The sequence below is a fragment of the Serratia proteamaculans genome (genome assembly GCF_013337185.1).
GTDB classification, from domain to species: domain Bacteria; phylum Pseudomonadota; class Gammaproteobacteria; order Enterobacterales; family Enterobacteriaceae; genus Serratia; species Serratia proteamaculans_D.
The window spans coordinates 1,954,313-1,974,551 of sequence record NZ_SWDE01000001.1 but is presented as its reverse complement, the minus strand read 5'-3'; the positions used below and the strand labels follow the sequence as shown (position 1 = coordinate 1,974,551).

The window sequence follows — 20,239 nt, the reverse complement described above, 5'->3', positions numbered from 1 at the left end:
CTTTTTATGACTTCTGCGCTTCAGACTGCGGCTGCTTTTGCGCCTGAGTGTCAACTTCCTGCACTTTTACCTGAGCGCCTGGGCGGACTTTCATCAGGCCAGTGACAATCACGCGGTCGCCGGCTTTCAGACCGTCGGTAACCAACCATTTGTCACCAATCGCCTGGTCCGCTTTCAGCGTGCGCATTTCGACTTTATCGTCAGCGCCCACCACCATCGCGGTAGCTTCACCACGCGGGTTACGCGTTACACCCTGTTGTGGCACCAGCAATGCATCGCTGCGCACGCCTTCGTCCAGACGGGCGCGAACGAACATACCTGGCAGCAGCGTATCGTTCGGGTTAGGGAACAGGGCGCGAATGGTGATAGAGCCGGTGGTTTCATCTACGGTGACGTCAGAGAATTCCAGCGTGCCTTCCTGAGCGTATTGCGCGCCGTTCTCCAGCAGCAGTTTCACCTTGGCCTTGCCGTTTTCCTGTTTCAGCGCACCGCTGGCCAGTTCTTGCTTCAGGCGCAGGAAATCGTTGCTTGATTGGGTTACGTCGACGTAAATCGGATCCAACTGTTGCACGGTAGACAGCGCTGTGGTTTGACCGTTGCTGACCAGCGCACCTTCGGTTACGGAAGATTTGCCGATACGCCCGGAGATTGGGGATGTCACTTTGGTGTAAGCCAGGTTGATACGCGCAGTTTCTACCGCCGCTTTTGCGGCTATCACAGCGGCGTCTGCCTGCTGCAGGTTGGAAACGGCAGTATCGTAATCCTGCTTGCTGATGTAACTGGTGCCCAGCAAGGGTTTGTAACGGTTGACCGTTACGCGAGCGATAGAAGCGCTGGCCTGTGCTTTAGCCAGGTCGCCTTTGGCGCTGTCATAGCTTGCCTGATAGGTAGCAGGATCGATCTGATACAGGGAAGTGCCTGCTTTGATATCACTGCCTTCAACAAAGTTGCGTTTCAGGATAATGCCACTAACCTGAGGGCGAACTTCGGCGATACGATACGCAGCGGTACGGCCAGGAAGATCGGTAGTCATATTGAGAGGCTCGGCCTTCAATGTCACTACACCCACTTCGGGAGCCGGTGGTTGGGCGCCTTGCTGTTGGGTTTCTTTATCGTTACATCCTGTAAGCATTAAGCTGCCTGAAAGCATCAGAACTGCCGCCAGAGGCGTTAACCCTCTGTTTTTGTTCATAGAAAAACCTCAAGTGTCCGATTTCAAAATGATCAATGGATCACAAGCTTTAAAACCCATTGCTGCGTTAATTATATGTGCGTGCTATGGTACATACATACGCGAATGTATGTAAATCACACTCCCCCTAAAAAACAACGTCATGGCACGAAAAACCAAACAGCAGGCGCTAGAAACTCGACAGCACATACTTGATGCTGCGGTGCAAGAATTTTCTGAACGTGGCGTTTCCGCAACGTCACTGACAGATATTGCCACTGCTGCCGGAGTTACGCGTGGTGCAATTTATTGGCACTTCAAGAACAAGGTAGACCTGTTTAACGAAGTTTGGGAATTATCAGAGTCAAAAATTGGCGATCTGGAACTAGAGTATCAGGCAAAGTTCCCTGAGAATCCACTGCGTATTTTACGAGAAATTCTGATTTACATTCTGACGGCTACGGTCGATGACAGCCGCCGACGAGCGCTGATGGAGATCGTTTTCCACAAGTGCGAATTCGTCGGTGAAATGATGCCGCTGCATGAAGCGCGTAAAGTCTTGTACCTGGCAGGTTATGAGCGCATTGAGTCGGTGCTGCGTGACTGTATGGGGCATGGTCAACTGCCGGCTGATTTGCACACCCGGCGAGCGGCAATTATCCTGCATGCTTATATTACCGGCCTGATGGAGAATTGGCTGTTTATGCCGGAGAGCTTTGATCTGAAAGCCGAAGCGACGGTGTTGATCGACTCTTTCCTCGAAATGGCCAAATTCAGTCCTGCCTTACGAGTCAAGCCGGAAGAACTGGCGACGCAGCAGTGCAGCGTCGAAATCCATCCTTTATAGGAGAAACACCATGTCATCCGTTGTGTTGATTGCCAATGGCGCCGCCTATGGCCACGAATCCCTGTTTAACGCCCTGCGTCTGGCCATTACCCTGAAAGAGCAGCAAAGCGATCTCGACCTGAAACTGTTTCTGATGTCCGATGCGGTGGTGGCCGGTTTGGCGGGGCAACAGCCGCGCGAAGGTTACCATTTACAGCAGATGCTGGAGATTCTCACTGCGCAACAGGTGCCGGTGAAACTCTGCAAGACCTGTGCCGACGCGCGTGGTGTGAGCCAACTGCCGCTGGCGGATGGGGTAGAGATCGGAACCCTGGTCGAGTTGGCGCAGTGGACGCTGGCGGCCGGGAAAGTGCTGACGTTCTGATTCCTGCGACATCTGTACATCACCAGCAATGCTTTTCTTATTTTTTGACTATCTGCGATCGTGATAATCTTTAGGCTTCTTTATTATTGATTCGAAGCCAAATCATGCATCGCAGGTTAGCTAAAGGTTCTTTTCTGGCGTTCCCCTGGTTCTTGAGTGTGAGCCTTTCCCGCACCCTTGCCCTGTTTTTACTGATCGCGGTTTGCGCGGTGTGCCAACCTGTGGCCCATGCGTCCCTGAATGGCGACCTGCCGTCCCGCAGCGAAATTCAAAGCCAGCTTGAAGCGCTGAACAAGCAAAAGACGCTGACCCCGGTCAATAAGCTCACCCAGCAAGATTTGGCCCGCACGCTTGAGCTGCTGGATGCGATTGAGCGCACCAAACAAGATAGCGCTCAGCTTAAGCAGCAGTTGCAACTGGCGCCGGGCAAGCTGCGTCAGGTGACCGCCGATCTCGATGCGCTTAAGGCGCCGGTAGATAGCACGGCCGCCAGAGCCGAACTGCTGCCGCTTTCGCTGCGCCAGTTGGAAACCCGCCTTTATCAAACCCTCGACGACCTGCAGACTGCGCAGGAAAACCTGTCGACCTATAACAGCCAACTGGTTTCACTGCAGACCCAGCCGGAGCGGGTGCAGAGCAGCATGTATACCGCTTCGCAGCGCCTGCAGGAGATCCGAAACCAGATCAACGATCAGACGCCGGGCCAAAACTCACTGCGCGACAGCCAGTTAGTGATGCTGGCAACCGAACAGACGTTGCTCAATGCGCAAATTGATCTGCAACGCAAAAGCCTGGAAGCCAATACCACCCTGCAGGATCTGCTACAGAAACAGCGCGATTACACCACCGGGCATATAGATGCGCTGGATCACAGCGTGCAGTTGCTGCAAGAAGTGGTCAACAGCAAACGCCTGACGCTGTCGGAAAAAACCGCCAAAGAGGCGCAGAACCCGGAAGACGCCACGGACATTCAGCACGATCAGTTGGTCAGCAAGGAGCTAAACGTCAACCGCCAGCTCAGCCAACGGCTGATAGCCGCCACCGAAGAAAGCAATATATTGTTCCAGCAGAATATTCGGGTGAAGAACTGGCTCGATCGCGGCCTGCAGGCGGAGCGCAATCTGAAGGAACAGATCCAGGTGTTGAAGGGCAGTCTGGTGCTGTCGCGCATTTTGTATCAACAGCAGCAGAGCCTGCCGCAGGGCACGCTGGTGGCGGACATGGGCACGCGCATCGCCGATCTGCGTCTGGAACAGTTTGATATCAACCAGCAGCGCGACGACCTGTTCAAAGGCGACGATTACATCAACAAGCTGGTTGCCGACAGTAAAGAAAAAGCCAGTGCAGACGTACTGGACGCTCTAAATGAAATCGTCGATATGCGGCGTGAGCTGCTGGATCAGTTGAACAAACAGCTCAGCAATCAGTTGGCGCAGTCGATCAATCTGCAGATCAACCAACAGCAGTTGACCAGCGTTAACAGCTCACTGCGGGATACGCTGACCCAGCAGATTTTTTGGGTTAACAGTAACAAACCGGTCGATTTGGCGTGGTTGAAAGCTCTGCCGGGGGCGGTCAAAGACCAGCTTGCCACCCTCGATTTCAAATTAGACCTGGGCAAAGTGGTGCAGGGCGGTTTGAATTCACTGGTGGTGCTGATCCCGCTGTTGCTGCTGCTCGGCCTGTTACGCTGGCGCTACAAGCTGATCGACAGCCATTTGCAACGGTTGGCCAATGATGTCGGGCAGTTAAAGCGCGATGGTCAATTGCACACGCCAAAAGCCATCTTACTGACCTTGCTGAAGGTCGTTCCCGGCTCGGCGCTGTTGTTGGGGGCGGGGTTCTGGGGGGATCGAGCCGAAATTGGCCTCAGTGATTTCATCTGGGCGCTGTCGCAGCAGTTGGCGCTATTCTGGCTGATTTTCGGCTTCACCTACCGCATGCTGGCTGTGGGCGGCGTTTGTGAGCGGCACTTCAATTTTGCTCCTGAGCTTTGTGCGCATTACCGCCGTCAGACGGTGCGCCTGGGCCTGGCGCTGCTGCCGTTGATCTTCTGGTCGGTGCTGGGTGAGAAAGCGCCGCTGCGGCTGGTGGAAGACGTGATCGGCCAGGTGGTGGTGATGCTGACGTTGGCACTGCTGACCGTGCTGGTGTTCCCGATGTGTCGCGACAGTTGGCGAGAGAAAGGTTCGCACGCGGTGCGGCTGGTGATTGTGACCGCCATTGCCGCCACGCCGCTGATCCTGCTTGGGCTGATGTTTGCCGGTTACTTCTACACCACGCTGCGGTTGGCCGGCCGCTGGATCGACAGCCTGTACCTGTTTTTCCTGTGGAATATTGTTTATCTGACCGCGATCCGTGGCTTGAGCGTCGCGGCGCGCCGCCTGGCCTATCGCCGTGCGCTGGCCCGTCGCCAAAGCCTGACGAAAGAGAAAGAGGGGGCCGAAGGGCTGGAGCCGGTTGAGGAACCTCCTTTGGCACTCGATCAAATCAACCAGCAGTCGCTGCGTCTGACCACCATGGCGCTGTTTATTATCTTCGCCAGCGCCTTTTATGCCATTTGGTCCGATCTGGTGACGGTGATCTCGTATCTGGACAGCATCACGCTATGGCATTACACCGCCACCGTTGCCGGCAGCAGCGTGGCGCAGGCGGTAACGCTGGGCAATATGATGGTAGCAATAGCGGCGGTTATCGTCGCCTACGTCATGACGCGCAACCTGCCGGGTTTACTGGAAGTGGTGGTGTTGTCGCGGCTGCAGCTGCGGCAAGGCACCTCTTACGCCGTCACCACCATACTGACCTATCTGATCACCACCGTGGGCGCAGTGACCGCACTAGGATCGCTGGGCGTATCCTGGGATAAGCTGCAGTGGCTGGCGGCCGGTTTGACCGTCGGGCTGGGCTTCGGTTTGCAGGAGATTTTCGCCAACTTTGTCTCCGGTCTGATTATCCTGTTTGAACGGCCGATCCGTATCGGCGATACCATTACTATCGGCAGTTTCTCAGGCTCGGTCAGCAAAATTCGCATTCGTGCCACCACCATCACCGACTTTGACCGCAAAGAAGTGATCATCCCGAACAAGGCGTTTGTCACCGAGCGGTTGATCAACTGGTCGCTGTCAGACACCATCACCCGCGTATTGATCAAGGTTGGCGTAGCCTACGGGTCCGATCTGGACAAGGTGAAAGCGGTGCTGTTGCAGGCGGCGCGGGATAACCCGCGGGTGATGACCGATCCCGAACCGCAGGTATTCTTCCTTAATTTCGGCGCCAGCACGCTGGATCACGAACTGCGCCTTTACGTGCGTGAGTTGCGTGACCGCAGCTACACCGTTGACGAACTGAACCGCTCGATCGAACGCCTGTGCCGTGAGAACGATATCAATATCGCCTTCAACCAGCTTGAGGTGTATTTGCACAATCAGCAGGGCAACGAGGTGCAGGAAGTGAAACGGACATTATCGCCGGATGAAGGCGGTACGCCGGCAGGCTAATGGAATGAGAAGCAGGGTTCAGCGCAACCTAAACCCTTTTTACTGGCCGACAGGCAGGTAAGGGGAGGTGACACCGTTGCGCTGCAACTTTTCCTGATAGTCCCGTTTGACAATATCCAGCGCCGCCAGCGCGGTGGCCGGATCGATCTCATTACATTCCAGCAGGTAAATCAGATCTACCGCCAGTTGCAATTCTGCTGAGGCATTTTCCAGAGACATAAAACCCACGTTTAAATTGAGATGAATGAGTGATGATTCGCTTCGGCTGAGTATAGTGAACAAGGTCCGCGGCGGGGAATAAACATTAAAATATTGTGATAAATCTTCAAAAACCGTTTTCTTTACGTTCGATACTGCGCTCAATCCGTGCCAGCGCCTGACGGCAACGCATTAACCGGCCTTCCAGCGCCGCCAGCTCATGCTGCAATTTTTGCTGTGCCGCCAGCGTGGTCTGTCTGCCCAGCAGGCTTTCCCGATCCTGGATCATCGCAATGATCCGACGCTCATAATCCTGATGTTCAGCCAGCTTATGGTACAAATCGGCCGCCACGACTTCCTTGGGCTGATTTTTCCGGCGCAGTGCCTGGGTGGCCAATTCGCGCTGCAGGGCGGTGATCTGCGCCACCAGTCTCTCGGCCAGAAAGGCCACCTGGGTGGTGCGGCTGTCGTTGGCGGCGGTTTGCAACTGGGCGAAGTTCTTTTGCACTTCGGTCAGGTAATCGCGCAGCCGGGTGCCGCGGTTGGAAAATAACGCAGCGTCAAAGCGTGCCTGAGGGATCGGCGCGTCACCTTGCGGCGTGATTTCGCCGGCTAACACGGTGATCTGTTGTTCTAACACTTGTAAGAGACGCTGAGTGCTCACGTTGGCTCCATGACGATGATAGTGGGCTCAGCTTGCCCGCGATCACGCCGCGAAACAAGCGCCGCGCGTATATTCCGGCCGTTGCGGCTGGTGGCGCAGGTGACGCCGGTGATAAAGTAACGTCAGACAGATTGATGGACAAGGACCCCCATGACGCGTTGGTTATTGATAATCCTCGGTTGGCTGGCGGTGTTGCTGGCGACGCTGGGCGTGGTATTGCCGCTGCTGCCCACCACGCCCTTTCTGCTGTTGGCCGCCTGGTGCTTTGCCCGTTCGTCGCCGCGATTTCATGCCTGGTTGCTGTACCGTTCATGGTTTGGCCCCTATCTGCGCCACTGGCAACAGCACCGTGCCTTGCCGCCAGGGGCCAAATGGAAGGCGGTATTGATGATTGTGCTGACGTTTGCGGTTTCGCTGTGGTTGGTGAAGCTTTGGTGGGTGCGCGGTTTACTGTTAGTGATGCTGGTCATTTTGCTGATCTTTATGTTGCGGCTGCCGGTTGTTGACCTGCCGCAACAAAAACAGCGCTGATCGTACACCGCAGGTTGCATTTGTCCGCCAGTTTGCATAAATTTGAGCGTTTTCGTGTGCGGGTTAAGATGACCTGCGCGCAAGTCATCAGGCAGTTTTATCAGGCAACAATTATGACCGCTACTGCGCAGCAGCTTCAGTTTATTAAAGACAGTATCAAAACCATTCCGGATTACCCTAAGCCGGGCATACTGTTCCGCGACGTCACCAGCCTGCTGGAAAACCCGCTGGCCTACGCTGCCAGCATCGAATTGCTGGTTGAGCGTTTCCGCGAAGCGGGCGTCACCAAAGTGGTTGGCACCGAAGCGCGCGGCTTCCTGTTTGGCGCCCCGGTTGCGTTGGCGCTGGGCGTGGGTTTTGTACCGGTGCGCAAACCGGGCAAACTGCCGCGTGCCACCCTCAGCGAAAGCTATGAGCTGGAATACGGCACCGACAAGTTGGAAATCCACACCGATGCTATCAGCGCCGGTGATAAAGTGCTGGTGGTGGACGATCTGCTGGCCACTGGCGGCACCATCGAAGCCACCGCAAAACTGATCCGCCGTCTGGGTGGTGAAGTGACAGACGCCGCCTTCATTATCAATCTGCCGGATCTCGGCGGTGAAGCGCGTTTAAACACCCTGGGTATTGAATGCTACAGCCTGGTCAACTTCTCCGGCCACTGATCTGCATTACCACAACGGCCTCGCGGATCGCCGCGGGGCTGTGTTAGCATGACCCTCCAGATTACTCGACTTTTCCGGTATTAATGAGCTATCAGGTTCTAGCCCGTAAGTGGCGCCCTCAAACGTTTGCAGATGTTGTCGGACAGGAACACGTCCTGACGGCACTGGCTAACGGCCTCTCGCTGGGGCGGATCCATCACGCCTATCTGTTCTCGGGTACGCGCGGCGTGGGTAAAACCACCATTGCGCGCCTGCTGGCCAAAGGCCTGAACTGTGAAACCGGCATCACCGCCACGCCGTGCGGTCAATGCGATAACTGCCGCGAGATTGAGCAGGGGCGTTTTGTCGATCTTATCGAGATTGACGCCGCGTCCAGAACCAAGGTGGAAGATACCCGCGATTTGCTGGATAACGTCCAGTACGCCCCCGCCCGCGGCCGCTTCAAGGTTTACCTGATTGACGAAGTGCACATGCTCTCGCGCCACAGCTTCAATGCGCTGTTGAAAACGCTGGAAGAGCCGCCTTCGCACGTCAAATTCCTGTTGGCAACTACCGATCCGCAAAAGTTGCCGGTAACCATTCTGTCCCGCTGTCTGCAATTTCATCTGAAGGCGCTGGACGTCGATCAGATCCGCAGTCAGTTGGAAACGGTGCTGCAGGCAGAACAGATCACCAGCGATCAGCGTGCGTTGCAGCTATTGGCGCGTGCCGCCGATGGCAGCATGCGTGATGCACTGAGCCTCACTGACCAGGCGATTGCCATGGGCCAGGGGCAGGTGACCACTGCTACCGTCAGCCAAATGCTCGGTACGCTTGACGATGAACAACCGCTGGCAATCCTCGAAGCGCTGGTCAGTGCCGATGGCGAAAAGGTGATGGCGCAGGTCGCGCAGGCTGCTTCGCGCGGTGTCGATTGGGAAAATCTGCTGATCGAGACGCTGGCGTTGCTGCACCGTATTGCGATGGTGCAGTTGCTGCCGTCGGTGTTGGATAATCATTACGCCGCTATTGAACAGCGGCTGCGTGAGCTGGCGCGTACCTTGCCGCCGACTGACGTACAACTCTATTACCAGACGCTGTTGGTTGGCCGCAAAGAGCTGGCCTTTGCGCCGGATCGTCGCATGGGGGTTGAAATGACCCTGCTGCGCGCGCTGGCGTTTCACCCGAAAGCGGTGATCCCGGAGCCGGTAGCCATGGTGCAAACCGCACCAGTGCAGATGGCGCAGCCACAGGCTCAGGTGGCTCAGCCGCCACAATTTCAGGACGCACCGCCGCCGTTAGGGCAGGTTGCGCCACAGAACAATCAGCAAGCGAATTTACCGGATGCCACCGCGCAATTATTAAAGGCGCGTACCCAACTGCTGAGGCAGCAGGGAGCATCCACAACAAAAAAGAGTGAACCGGCGGCGCCTGGAAAAGCGCGGCCGGCGAACTCAGCACTGGAGCGGTTGGCTTCCGTGACTGAGCGCAGCCAGCAGCGCCAGGCGGAAAAGCTCGTGCAGGAAAAACCAGCCAAGCCGGAGGCTTACCGCTGGCGCGCACTGACCGAGCCGGAGGCCGAACCGGAGCCGCTGGCTACGCCGAAAGCGTTGCGCACCGCGCTCGAACATGAGAAAACGCCCGAGCTGTCGGCCAAGCTGGTGGTTGAATCGCTGGAACGCGATGCCTGGGCGGCGGAAATCGATAAGCTTAAAATTCCAAAACTGGTGCAGCAACTGGCATTAAACGCGGTTAAACAACAGTTGGAACCCGGTAAGATTTGTCTTCACCTGCGGTCGTCGCAGCGCCATCTGAATTCGCCTTCGGCGCAGAAGGTCCTGACCGATGCGCTCAGCGAGCTGTACGGTAGCCCGGTTGAGTTGACCGTGGTGGAAGACGATAATCCGGCGGAGCGGACTCCGCTGGAGTGGCGACAAGCCATTTACGAAGAAAAACTGGCGCAGGCGCGCCAGTCGATCGTTGCGGATACCCATATCCAGACCCTGCGCCGTTTCTTCGACGCGGACCTGGATGAAGAGAGTATTCGCCCCATTTAAACGCTGCGTAAAGTGCGCGGCCCTAGCGACGAGAGACGACTATGTTTGGTAAAGGCGGTCTGGGCAACCTGATGAAGCAAGCCCAGCAAATGCAAGAAAAAATGCAGCAGATGCAGGAAGAAGTCGCCAAATTGGAAGTGACTGGCGAATCCGGTGCCGGCCTGGTGAAAGTCACCATCAATGGCGCGCACAACTGCCGTCGTGTGGAGATCGATCCGAGCCTGATGGAAGACGATAAAGATATGCTGGAAGACCTGATCGCTGCGGCGATCAACGACGCCGCACGTCGTATCGACGAAACCCAGAAAGAGAAGATGGCGTCTGTATCCAATGGCATGCAACTGCCACCTGGCTTTAAGATGCCGTTCTGATGCAAACCAGCCCGCTCCTTGAAACACTGATGGAGGCGTTGCGTTGCCTGCCGGGCGTTGGCCCGAAGTCGGCGCAGCGCATGGCATTCCAACTGTTGCAGCGCGATCGCAGCGGTGGCATGCGTTTGGCGCAGGCGCTGACCCGCGCCATGTCGGAAATCGGTCACTGTGCCGATTGCCGCACCTTCACCGAGCAGGATATCTGCACCATCTGCGCTAATCCGCGTCGTCAACAAAACGGCCAGATCTGCGTGGTGGAAAGCCCGGCTGATATTCACGCCATCGAGCAGACCGGCCAGTTCGCCGGGCGCTACTTTGTGTTGATGGGCCACCTGTCGCCGATGGATGGCATTGGCCCAGGTGATATCGGTCTGGATCGGCTGGAGCAACGGCTGGAAAAAGAAAGCGTCACTGAAGTGATCCTGGCGACCAACCCGACGGTAGAAGGTGACGCAACCGCCAACTACATCGCCGAGATGTGTGGTCAGTATGGCGTAGTGGCCAGCCGCATTGCCCACGGCGTGCCGGTGGGTGGTGAGCTGGAGATGGTCGATGGCACCACGCTGTCGCATTCCCTGGCCGGTCGCCACGTTATCAAATTCTGATGCTTGGCGGGGCCATCGCGGCCCCGTTACTTTCCAAAAAAATTCCCCCCAGTCGCTTGAAAAACAATGCCCTGACCCCCACTTGATCCTCATTGTCCGATTTTGGTAGCTATATCTTTGAGGTAATCAATGAGTATGAAAGGTCAAGAAACCCGTGGTTTCCAGTCTGAAGTAAAACAACTGCTTCATTTGATGATTCATTCGCTGTACTCCAATAAAGAAATTTTCCTGCGCGAGCTGATATCCAACGCCTCGGACGCCGCCGACAAGCTGCGTTTCCGCGCGCTGTCCGCCCCTGAGCTGTATGAAGGCGACGGCGAGCTGCGTGTGCGTCTTTCCTTCGATAAAGACCAGCGTACGCTGACCATTGCCGACAACGGCATTGGCATGAGCCGCGAAGAAGTGATTGAAAACCTCGGGACCATCGCAAAATCAGGGACTAAAGCCTTCCTCGAATCTATCGGCTCCGATCAGGCCAAAGACAGCCAACTGATCGGCCAGTTCGGCGTGGGCTTCTACTCCGCGTTTATCGTGGCAGATAAAGTCACCGTGCGTACCCGAGCTGCCGGTGCAGCCGCCGATCAGGGCGTGTTCTGGGAGTCTGTCGGTGAGGGCGATTACACTATTGCCGACGTCAGCAAAGAAGATCGCGGTACCGAAATCACTCTGCATCTGCGCGAAGGCGAAGATGAATATCTCGACGCCTGGCGTCTGCGTTCGGTGATCGGCAAATACTCCGACCACATCGCACTGCCGGTTGAGATTGAAACCAAAAACGAAGAAGACGGCACTGTTACCTGGGAAAAAATCAACAAGGCGCAGGCCCTGTGGACCCGCAGCAAGGCCGACGTCACCGACGAAGAATACAAAGAGTTCTACAAGCACATCGCTCACGACTTTACCGATCCGCTGAGCTGGAGCCACAACCGGGTGGAAGGCAAGCAGGAATACACCAGCCTGCTGTATATCCCGGCCCAGGCCCCGTGGGACATGTGGAACCGCGATCACAAACACGGTCTGAAACTGTACGTACAGCGCGTATTCATCATGGACGACGCTGAGCAGTTCATGCCGAACTACCTGCGTTTCGTGCGTGGTCTGATAGATTCCAACGATCTGCCGCTGAACGTCTCGCGTGAAATTCTGCAAGACAGCCGTGTGACGCAAAACCTGCGCGGCGCGCTGACCAAGCGTGTGCTGCAGATGCTGGAAAAACTGGCCAAAGACGACGCGGAAGGCTACCAGAAGTTCTGGCAGCAGTTCGGTCTGGTGTTGAAAGAAGGCCCGGCGGAAGACGCGAACAACAAAGAAACCATCGCCAAGCTGCTGCGTTTCGCTTCTACCCAGAGTGACAGCTCGGCGCAGACCGTTTCGCTGGAAGAGTACGTTGGCCGCATGGCCGAAGGGCAGGAGAAGATTTATTACATCACTGCCGACAGCTATGCCGCCGCCAAGAGCAGCCCGCACCTGGAGCTGTTCCGTAAGAAAGGCATCGAAGTGCTGCTGCTTTCTGACCGCATCGATGAATGGATGATGAGCTACCTGACCGAGTTTGACGGCAAGCCGTTCCAGTCGGTCAGCAAGGCAGACGACGCGCTGGACAAGCTGGCGGATGAAACCGAAGAGCAAAAGGCCGCCGAGAAGCAGCTGGAGCCGTTTGTTGACCGCGTGAAGACCCTGCTGGGCGACCGTGTGAAGGATGTGCGTCTGACGCACCGCCTGACCGACACGCCGGCCATCGTCATCACCGACGCCGATGAAATGAGCACCCAGATGGCAAAACTGTTTGCCGCTGCGGGCCAGGAAGCGCCGGCCGTGAAATACATTTTCGAACTGAACCCGGAGCATGCGCTGGTCAAACGCGCATCCGATGTGGGCGATAACGAACAATTCGCCGAATGGATTGACCTGTTATTGGATCAGGCGTTGCTGGCCGAACGTGGCACGCTGGAAGACCCAAATCAGTTTATCCGCCGCATGAATAAGCTGTTGTCCGCATAATTGTCACTTTATACGCCTCTGACCTAAAGGTTGGAGGCGTTTTTTTTTGCTTTTCTCACTGATTTTCAGCGTTTTATCCTCTTTCTTGCCTTTTCCGCTCCGCAATCGATTTCCTCGCGTACCTTGAGCCAGCCCCCCCTGAAATGGTATGGTTGAGCGTTTTCGCAATTTTATAAAAACTACATAGCAAGGGGATTTACGCAATGCGTATCATTCTGCTGGGCGCTCCGGGCGCTGGTAAAGGTACTCAGGCTCAATTCATCATGGAGAAATACGGTATTCCGCAAATCTCTACGGGTGATATGTTGCGCGCAGCCGTGAAGGCCGGCAGTGAACTGGGCAAGCAGGCGAAAGAAATCATGGATGCCGGCAAGCTGGTAACCGATGAACTGGTCATTGCACTGGTTAAAGAACGCATCACCCAGGAAGACTGCCGTAACGGCTTCCTGCTGGACGGTTTCCCACGCACTATTCCACAGGCTGACGCGATGAAAGAAGCCGGCATCAACGTGGATTACGTGCTGGAATTCGACGTGCCGGACGAACTGATCGTTGATCGCATCGTTGGTCGCCGTGTGCATGCGCCATCTGGCCGCGTGTACCACGTTAAATTCAATCCGCCGAAGGTGGAAGGCAAAGACGACGCAACCGGCGAAGACCTGACGACCCGTAAAGACGATCAGGAAGAAACCGTGCGCAAACGTCTGGTTGAATACCACCAGATGACGGCACCGTTGATTTCCTACTACAGCAAAGAAGCTGCAGCAGGCAACACCCAATACCGTAAAATCGACGGCACCCGTAAAGTGACCGAAGTGAGCGCTGAACTGGCAACCATCCTCGGCTGATCGGTTTGTCATTGCGGTGTATAGCGCCAGGCCTTATCGGTCTGGCGTTTTTTTTTGCTATTTTCCAACCGAACTGTGATCGCCGTGGCTTGTTGAGCCAGTGCGCTTTAATCACCCGCGATAAATGACGTATAACTGCCTCCATGACAACCCACGGGGACTCTCCTGATGCTCACAACCACCAATTTGCTGGCAGAATCCACCGCGCGCCAGATAGTGCAGCGGGCGATGGGCATCATCAATCATTCCGTCAACGTTATGGACAGCAACGGTGTCATCATCGCCTCCGGTAATCCCTCACGCCTGTTCCAGCGCCACGAGGGCGCGGTACTGGCGTTAACCGAGAACCGGGTGGTGGAAATCGACGCGGTGACCGCCGCACATCTCAAAGGTGTACAACCAGGTATTAACCTGCCATTTAGCTTTCGCAGCCAGCAGGTGGGGGTGATCGGCATCTCCGGCGAACCCACTCAGGTACGTGCTTATGCCGAACTGGTGAAAATGGCGGCTGAGCTGATGGTGGAGCAGGCAGCATTGCTCAGCCAAAACCAGTGGGAAAAGCGTTATCGCGAGGAACTGGCGAATCAGTTGCTGCAGCCGCAACCGGCATCGGCCTCGCTGGAGGCGATGGCTGCCTACCTGGGCCTGGATCTGCAACTGCCGCGTATCGTCTGGATCCTGGAGTTACAGGATCCCCAGCCGAATTTGTTGCGTGAACTGTTGGCGGAGCTGGAACACACCCAGCGTGAAGCGCTGCTCGCCATCACCGGACTTAACGAAATGGTTCTGCTGCGGCCCGCCAGCCTGGTGCAGGGGGAATGGAGTTTGAAACAGGAACGCAAGCAGGCACAGCAGTTACAAAGCCAGCTCCAGTCGCGTTTCAACCTGCGTTTGATTATCGGTGGCTTCTTTAGCGGTGAGGCGGGGTTACATCGTTCAAACCTGACTGCCCGCGCCACGCAGTCGATGGCGCAGCGGTTGAAACTGCGCCACAAGACGCTGTTCTACCAAGATTATCCGCTGCCGTCCTTGCTATGCGATTTGGGTGACGACTGGCGTGCGGAGGAGCTTTCACGCCCCTGGCAGATCCTGGGGGCCAGTGATGAAAAAGGCGTACTGCGCAGCACCCTGCGGCACTATTTTTCGCGGAATTGTGATCAGACGCAGACCGCCGCCGAGCTGCATATTCACGTCAATACCCTGCGCTATCGCCTGCAGCGCATAGAGGCGATTACCGGATTGAAAATCAACCAGTTAACGGATGCTTTGCAGCTATATATCGGCATGCTGATGCACCACTGAGTTGTGTAAAACCACAATTTTCCGGTGCGCCACCCGACGGGTTTTTGTGGCTTCCTCTCACGCTAATGTTCGACGCTCAGGATATGTTTTCCCCACACCAACAACGGGGAAAACAATAATGATAACGGTATCCACATTGGGGGCGCTGGTGGCATTGGTCGTCGCTATCGTTCTGATTTTACGCAAGGTTCCGCCGGCCTACGGCATGATTGCCGGCGCGCTGGCCGGTGGGCTGTGTGGCGGCGCCGATCTGGTACAGACCGTGACGCTGATGATCACCGGCGCTCAGGGCATCACCAACGCCGTGATGCGCATTCTGGCTGCGGGGGTATTGGCCGGGGTACTGATTGAGTCCGGCGCGGCACACACCATTGCTGAAACCATTGTCCGCAAGGTCGGGGAAACCCGTGCGCTGCTGGCGTTGGCGATAGCTACACTGATCTTGACGGCGGTTGGGGTATTTATCGACGTGGCGGTGATCACCGTAGCGCCGATCGCGCTCTCCATCGCCCAGAAGGCCGGGATCTCGCGCGGTGCCATCCTGTTGGCGATGATCGGTGGCGGCAAGGCCGGTAACGTGATGTCACCCAACCCGAATACCATTGCGGCCGCCGATAACTTCCACGTGCCCCTGACCTCGGTGATGATGGCTGGCATCGTGCCTGGCCTGTGTGGGCTGGTGGTGGCCTATCTGCTGGCCCGGCGTTTGAGCAACAAGGGTGACAAGGTGCTGGCAGAGGAACTGACGCAGCATGCTGAAGGCTCTCGCCCAGGTTTTGCGGCGGCGATCAGCGCACCGTTGGTTGCCATATTGCTGTTGTCGCTGCGGCCGATTGCTGGTATCGCTGTCGATCCGCTGATTGCGTTACCGGCCGGTGGATTGGTGGGGGCGTTATTGATGGGCCGTATTCGGCAGTGTAATCAATTTATGGTTTCCGGCCTGAGCCGCATGGCACCGGTGGCCATTATGCTGCTCGGCACGGGGACGCTGGCGGGCATTATCGCCAACTCGGCGCTGAAAGACGCGTTGATTAACGGATTGACCCACTCCGGCATGCCGGCCTGGCTGTTGGCTCCGCTTTCCGGGGCGCTGATGTCGATGGCGACCGCTTCCACCACCGCCGGTACCGCTGTGGCATCCGGCGTATTCAGCAGCACCTTGCTGGAGCTGGGCATCAGTGGGCTGGCAGGGGCGGCGATGATCCATGCCGGTGCCACGGTACTGGATCACCTGCCACACGGCAGTTTCTTCCACGCCACCGGCGGCAGCGTCAATATGGTGGTTCATCAACGCCTGAAGTTACTGCCGTATGAAACTCTGATCGGCTTTACCATCGCGGCCGTCTCGGCGTTGATGTTTGGCGTATTTAATCTGGCGGGATAAGGAATACTGATGAAAACGCTGAAAAAAGTGGTTATTGCCCCAGACTCGTTTAAAGAGAGCCTGAGTGCGATGGAGGTGGCCGAGGCCATCGAGCGCGGATTCCGCCAGATTTACCCGCAGGTGCAGTATGTAAAATTGCCGATGGCGGACGGCGGCGAAGGCACGGTGGATTCGATGGTGGCGGCCACCGGCGGAGAAATTGTCAGGGTTGAGGTCACCGGCCCGCTGGGCCAGCCGGTATCCGCCTTTTACGGCTTGCTGGGAGAAGGGGAAACGGCCGTTATCGAGATGGCGGCGGCTTCCGGCCTGCATTTGGCACCTAACGGGCAGCGCGATCCGCGTATTACCACCAGTTACGGTACCGGTGAACTGATCCTGGCGGCGCTGGAACGCGGCGTGAAGGCGATTATTCTGGGTATCGGCGGTAGCGCTACCAACGACGGCGGTGCCGGTATGATGCAGGCGCTGGGGGCCAGGCTGCTGGATGATCAACAGCAACCGCTGCCGCCGGGTGGCGCGGCGCTGGCCCGGTTAGCGCAAATTGATCTTTCAGCGGTAGATCCGCGCCTGCAACAGGTGAGCGTGACGGCTGCCTGTGACGTGGATAACCCTTTATGTGGCCCTCATGGGGCTTCGGCGGTGTTTGGCCCGCAGAAGGGAGCCACGCCGGAGATGGTGACGCAGTTGGATGCGGCACTAAACCACTTTGGCCGTTTGTTGCAGCAGGCCACCGGCCGTGAGGTGCTCAACGCACCGGGCGCCGGTGCAGCGGGCGGAATGGGGGCGTCCTTGCTCGGTATGCTCAACGCCCGTTTACGGCCGGGAATTGAAATCGTGATTGAAACTTTGCGGCTGGAAGAGGCGCTTCGCGACGCCGATCTGGTGATTACCGGAGAGGGGCGACTGGACAGCCAGTCGATCCACGGCAAAACGCCGATTGGTGTGGCAAGGGTAGCCAAACACTATGGCTTACCGGTGATCGGCATCGCCGGCAGCCTGTCGAAAGATTATCAGGTAGTGCATCAGCATGGCATTGACGCCGCTTTTTCGGTGCTTGACCGTGTCGTCACGCTGGAAGAAGCCCTGACGGACGCGGCCGATAATCTTGAGGTCACGGCCCGTAATGTGGCGGCGGTCTGGAAGCTGGCGCAATCCTGAGGTTCATACGCTTTACCTGTTGCTGATATCGGTTCCGATGGGGCACTTTTCCGTTACAATGGGCGCCATTAATTGACGTTAACCCCCTGACCCAGAACGGGGGTTAACTTGCAAGGAACCAAGGGGAACTGTGATGAAGCAAGAGAAACATGGAGTATTGCTGGTGAACCTGGGCACGCCGGATGCTCCGACCTCGTCGGCGGTAAAACGCTATCTAAAGGAATTCCTCAGTGACGACCGCGTGGTGGATACGGCCCCTCTGATTTGGTGGCCGATCCTCAACGGCGCCATCTTGCCGATCCGTTCACCGCGGGTCGCCAAGTTGTATCAGTCGGTATGGATGGACGAAGGTTCTCCGTTGCTGGTTTACAGCCGCCGCCAGCAGCGCGCGCTGGCCGCACGTATGCCCAACACGCCGGTTGAACTGGGTATGAGCTACGGCTCCCCAAGCCTGGCCGAGGCAATTGACAAGCTGCTGGCGCAAGGCGTGACCAATCTGGTGGTGTTGCCGTTGTACCCGCAATACTCCTGCTCGACCAGCGCCGCGGTATGGGACGGTGTGGCCCGCGTACTGAAAGGGTATCGTCGTCTGCCGTCAGTCAGTTTTATCCGCGACTATGCCGAGCACCCGGCTTATATTGCCGCGCTGCGCCAAAGTGTTGAGCGGTCGTTTGCCGAACATGGTCAACCGGACAGGCTGGTCCTGTCGTTCCACGGCATTCCCAAGCGTTATGTGCGTCTCGGTGATGACTACTCGCAGCGCTGCGAAGATACGCTACGGGCTTTGACCGATACCTTGCCACTGGCAGCGGATCGGGTCATGTTGACCTACCAGTCGCGCTTTGGCCGTGAGCCCTGGCTGACGCCTTATACCGACGAAACCCTCAAAGGCCTGCCGGCTCAAGGTGTTAAGCATATTCAGCTGATCTGCCCCGGTTTCTCGGCGGACTGCCTGGAAACGCTGGAGGAGATCAAAGAGCAAAACCGCGAGATCTTCCTTAAGGCCGGCGGTGAGAAGTTCGAGTACATTTCGGCGCTCAACGACGAGCCAGCGCACATTGATATGATGCAGCAACTGGTGGCACAGCGCCTCTGATCCTCAGAACGCAAAATGGTGACAGCCATCATCAATCGGGCAGGAATGTGCTAACATTCTCTGCCTGTTAACTGCCACTGCCGCCAATTAAATGAAATTTCCTGGTAAACGTAAGTCCAAACACTATTTTCCGGTGAACGCCCGCGATCCGCTCTTGCAGCAGGCTCAGCCCGAAAATGAAGTCAGCACCTCTTATGTCGTCGGTATTGACCAGACGCTGGTGGATATCGAAGCCAAAGTGGACGACAGCTTCGTCCAGCGCTATGGCCTGAGTCTGGGACATTCTCTGGTGATCGAGGATGACGTCGCCGAGGCGCTGTATCAGGAATTGATCGACAACAATTTAATCACCCATCAGTTTGCCGGCGGTACCATCGGCAATACTTTGCACAACTATTCCGTGCTGGCAGATGACCGTTCGGTACTGCTCGGCGTGATGTGCAGCAACATCAAGATTGGCAGCTACGCCTACCGCTATCTGTGCAATACCTCCAGCCGTACCGATCTTAACCACCTGCAGGCGGTTGACGGTGCCATTGGGCGCTGCTTCACCCTGATCGGTGAAAGCGGTGAGCGCACCTTCGCCATCAGCCCAGGGCAGATGAACCAACTGCGGCCGGAAAGCGTGACGGAAGAGGTGATTGCCGGTGCCTCGGCATTGGTGCTGACGTCCTACCTGGTGCGTTGCAAGGAAGGTGAACCTATGCCGGCAGCTACCATGCAGGCGATCGAGTTTGCCAAAAAGCACGATGTGCCGGTGGTACTGACGCTCGGCACCAAGTACGTGATTGCCGACAACCCGCAGTGGTGGCGCGACTTCCTGAAACAGCACGTTTCTATCCTGGCGATGAACGAAGATGAAGCGCTGGAACTGACCGGGCTGAGCGATCCGCTGACGGCTTCTGATATGGCGCTGGAATGGGTCGATCTGGTGCTGTGCACCGCCGGGCCAAGCGGCCTGTATATGGCGGGCTACACCGAAGAGGCCAACAAGCGTGAAACTCAGCATCCGCTGTTGCCGGGGCATATCGCCGAATTCAACCGCTATGAGTTCAGCCGCGCGATGCGTCGTGAAAGCTGTGAAACCCCGTTCCGCATCTATTCGCATATTGCGCCTTACATGGGCGGGCCGGAAAAAATCATGAACACCAACGGTGCCGGTGATGGGGCACTGTCAGCGCTGCTGCATGATATTGCCGCCAATGGTTTTCACCGCAATAACGTGCCGAACTCCAGCAAGCACGTTCGCAGTTACCTGACTTACTCCTCGCTGGCGCAGGTGTGTAAATACGCCAACCGCGTCAGTTATCAGGTGCTGAATCAGCATTCGCCGCGTCTGACGCGCGGTTTGCCGGAACGGGAAGACAGTCTGGAAGAGTCTTACTGGGAACGGTAAAAAGCAAAAAGGTCCGGCGAGCCGGACCTTCAGACTGATAACAATCCTCATTCCTGCCCAGAGCGAGTAGAGGTCGATAAATAAAAAATCAGGAAAATCAATTTA

18 protein-coding genes and 1 other annotated feature are annotated in these 20,239 nt (G+C 56.6%); of the genes, 15 read left to right on the top strand and 3 right to left on the bottom strand.

Translation table 11 applies throughout. The annotated features are described in order from the left end of the window. Positions 1–4: 4 nt before the first annotated feature. Positions 5–1,192 (bottom strand): multidrug efflux RND transporter periplasmic adaptor subunit SdeX, encoded by a 1,188-nt coding sequence (gene sdeX / locus FCL49_RS09280; RefSeq protein WP_012005566.1) that lies wholly within the window; start codon positions 1,190–1,192, stop codon positions 5–7. Positions 1,193–1,334: 142 nt separating this feature from the next. Between sdeX and acrR the strand changes: the two genes are divergently transcribed. From acrR to mscK, 3 genes are all read left to right on the top strand, one after another. Continuing rightward, positions 1,335–2,018 carry a multidrug efflux transporter transcriptional repressor AcrR gene (gene acrR / locus FCL49_RS09275; RefSeq protein ID WP_174353274.1) on the top strand — a complete coding sequence of 228 codons (684 nt, stop codon included), beginning with the start codon at positions 1,335–1,337 and terminating at the stop codon, positions 2,016–2,018. Positions 2,019–2,028: 10 nt separating this feature from the next. Beyond that, complete coding sequence (locus FCL49_RS09270; protein WP_012005568.1) at positions 2,029–2,382, top strand: DsrE/DsrF/TusD sulfur relay family protein; 354 nt, start codon at positions 2,029–2,031, stop codon at positions 2,380–2,382. Positions 2,383–2,486: 104 nt separating this feature from the next. Further along, entirely contained in the window at positions 2,487–5,879 is a 3,393-nt protein-coding gene (gene mscK / locus FCL49_RS09265) for a mechanosensitive channel MscK (RefSeq protein ID WP_174353273.1), read from the top strand. 39 nt (positions 5,880–5,918) lie between these two features. Here mscK and rsmS read toward each other — a convergent pair whose 3' ends face one another. Both rsmS and priC read right to left on the bottom strand, forming a co-directional pair. After that, a complete protein-coding gene (gene rsmS / locus FCL49_RS09260) occupies positions 5,919–6,098 on the bottom strand; it encodes a pleiotropic regulatory protein RsmS (protein ID WP_012005570.1) in 180 nt (59 codons plus the stop codon). Positions 6,099–6,204: 106 nt separating this feature from the next. Then, a complete protein-coding gene (gene priC, locus FCL49_RS09255; RefSeq protein ID WP_174353272.1) occupies positions 6,205–6,741 on the bottom strand; it encodes a primosomal replication protein PriC in 537 nt (178 codons plus the stop codon). Between the two features lie 150 nt (positions 6,742–6,891). Between priC and FCL49_RS09250 the strand changes: the two genes are divergently transcribed. The 12 genes from FCL49_RS09250 to FCL49_RS09195 all read left to right on the top strand — a co-directional run bounded on the left by FCL49_RS09250 (position 6,892) and on the right by FCL49_RS09195 (position 20,134). Continuing rightward, positions 6,892–7,272, top strand: coding sequence for a DUF454 family protein (locus FCL49_RS09250; RefSeq protein WP_174353271.1), 381 nt, complete (start codon positions 6,892–6,894; stop codon positions 7,270–7,272). A 113-nt stretch (positions 7,273–7,385) separates the two neighbouring features. Further along, positions 7,386–7,937 carry an adenine phosphoribosyltransferase gene (gene apt / locus FCL49_RS09245; protein ID WP_017891861.1) on the top strand — a complete coding sequence of 184 codons (552 nt, stop codon included), beginning with the start codon at positions 7,386–7,388 and terminating at the stop codon, positions 7,935–7,937. An 83-nt stretch (positions 7,938–8,020) separates the two neighbouring features. Then, entirely contained in the window at positions 8,021–9,973 is a 1,953-nt protein-coding gene (dnaX, locus tag FCL49_RS09240; RefSeq protein WP_174353270.1) for a DNA polymerase III subunit gamma/tau, read from the top strand. Then, positions 9,306–9,370 (top strand) — a sequence feature (DnaX frameshifting element). It overlaps the preceding gene by 65 nt. A gap of 41 nt (positions 9,974–10,014) precedes the next feature. Next, positions 10,015–10,344: a YbaB/EbfC family nucleoid-associated protein gene (locus FCL49_RS09235; protein ID WP_012005575.1), complete on the top strand. Its 330-nt coding sequence runs from the start codon at positions 10,015–10,017 to the stop codon at positions 10,342–10,344. Continuing rightward, on the top strand, positions 10,344–10,949 hold the full coding sequence (recR, locus tag FCL49_RS09230; protein ID WP_012005576.1) for a recombination mediator RecR: 606 nt from the start codon (positions 10,344–10,346) through the stop codon (positions 10,947–10,949). Before FCL49_RS09235 ends, recR begins: the two co-directional genes overlap by 1 nt. A gap of 135 nt (positions 10,950–11,084) precedes the next feature. Further along, positions 11,085–12,950, top strand: a complete 1,866-nt coding sequence (gene htpG / locus FCL49_RS09225; protein WP_174353269.1) for a molecular chaperone HtpG — start codon at positions 11,085–11,087, stop codon at positions 12,948–12,950. Between the two features lie 203 nt (positions 12,951–13,153). After that, on the top strand, positions 13,154–13,798 hold the full coding sequence (adk, locus tag FCL49_RS09220; protein WP_012005578.1) for an adenylate kinase: 645 nt from the start codon (positions 13,154–13,156) through the stop codon (positions 13,796–13,798). 168 nt (positions 13,799–13,966) lie between these two features. Continuing rightward, the gene (locus FCL49_RS09215) at positions 13,967–15,100 is read left to right on the top strand and encodes a sugar diacid recognition domain-containing protein (protein WP_174353268.1); all 1,134 of its coding nucleotides are present in this window, start codon (positions 13,967–13,969) and stop codon (positions 15,098–15,100) included. A 118-nt stretch (positions 15,101–15,218) separates the two neighbouring features. Further along, the gene (locus tag FCL49_RS09210; RefSeq protein ID WP_174353267.1) at positions 15,219–16,484 is read left to right on the top strand and encodes a GntP family permease; all 1,266 of its coding nucleotides are present in this window, start codon (positions 15,219–15,221) and stop codon (positions 16,482–16,484) included. Between the two features lie 9 nt (positions 16,485–16,493). After that, the gene (locus tag FCL49_RS09205) at positions 16,494–17,642 is read left to right on the top strand and encodes a glycerate kinase (RefSeq protein WP_174353266.1); all 1,149 of its coding nucleotides are present in this window, start codon (positions 16,494–16,496) and stop codon (positions 17,640–17,642) included. Between the two features lie 133 nt (positions 17,643–17,775). Then, the gene (gene hemH / locus FCL49_RS09200) at positions 17,776–18,738 is read left to right on the top strand and encodes a ferrochelatase (RefSeq protein WP_153857795.1); all 963 of its coding nucleotides are present in this window, start codon (positions 17,776–17,778) and stop codon (positions 18,736–18,738) included. Between the two features lie 91 nt (positions 18,739–18,829). Beyond that, the gene (locus FCL49_RS09195) at positions 18,830–20,134 is read left to right on the top strand and encodes an inosine/guanosine kinase (protein WP_174353265.1); all 1,305 of its coding nucleotides are present in this window, start codon (positions 18,830–18,832) and stop codon (positions 20,132–20,134) included. Positions 20,135–20,239 lie beyond the last annotated feature (105 nt).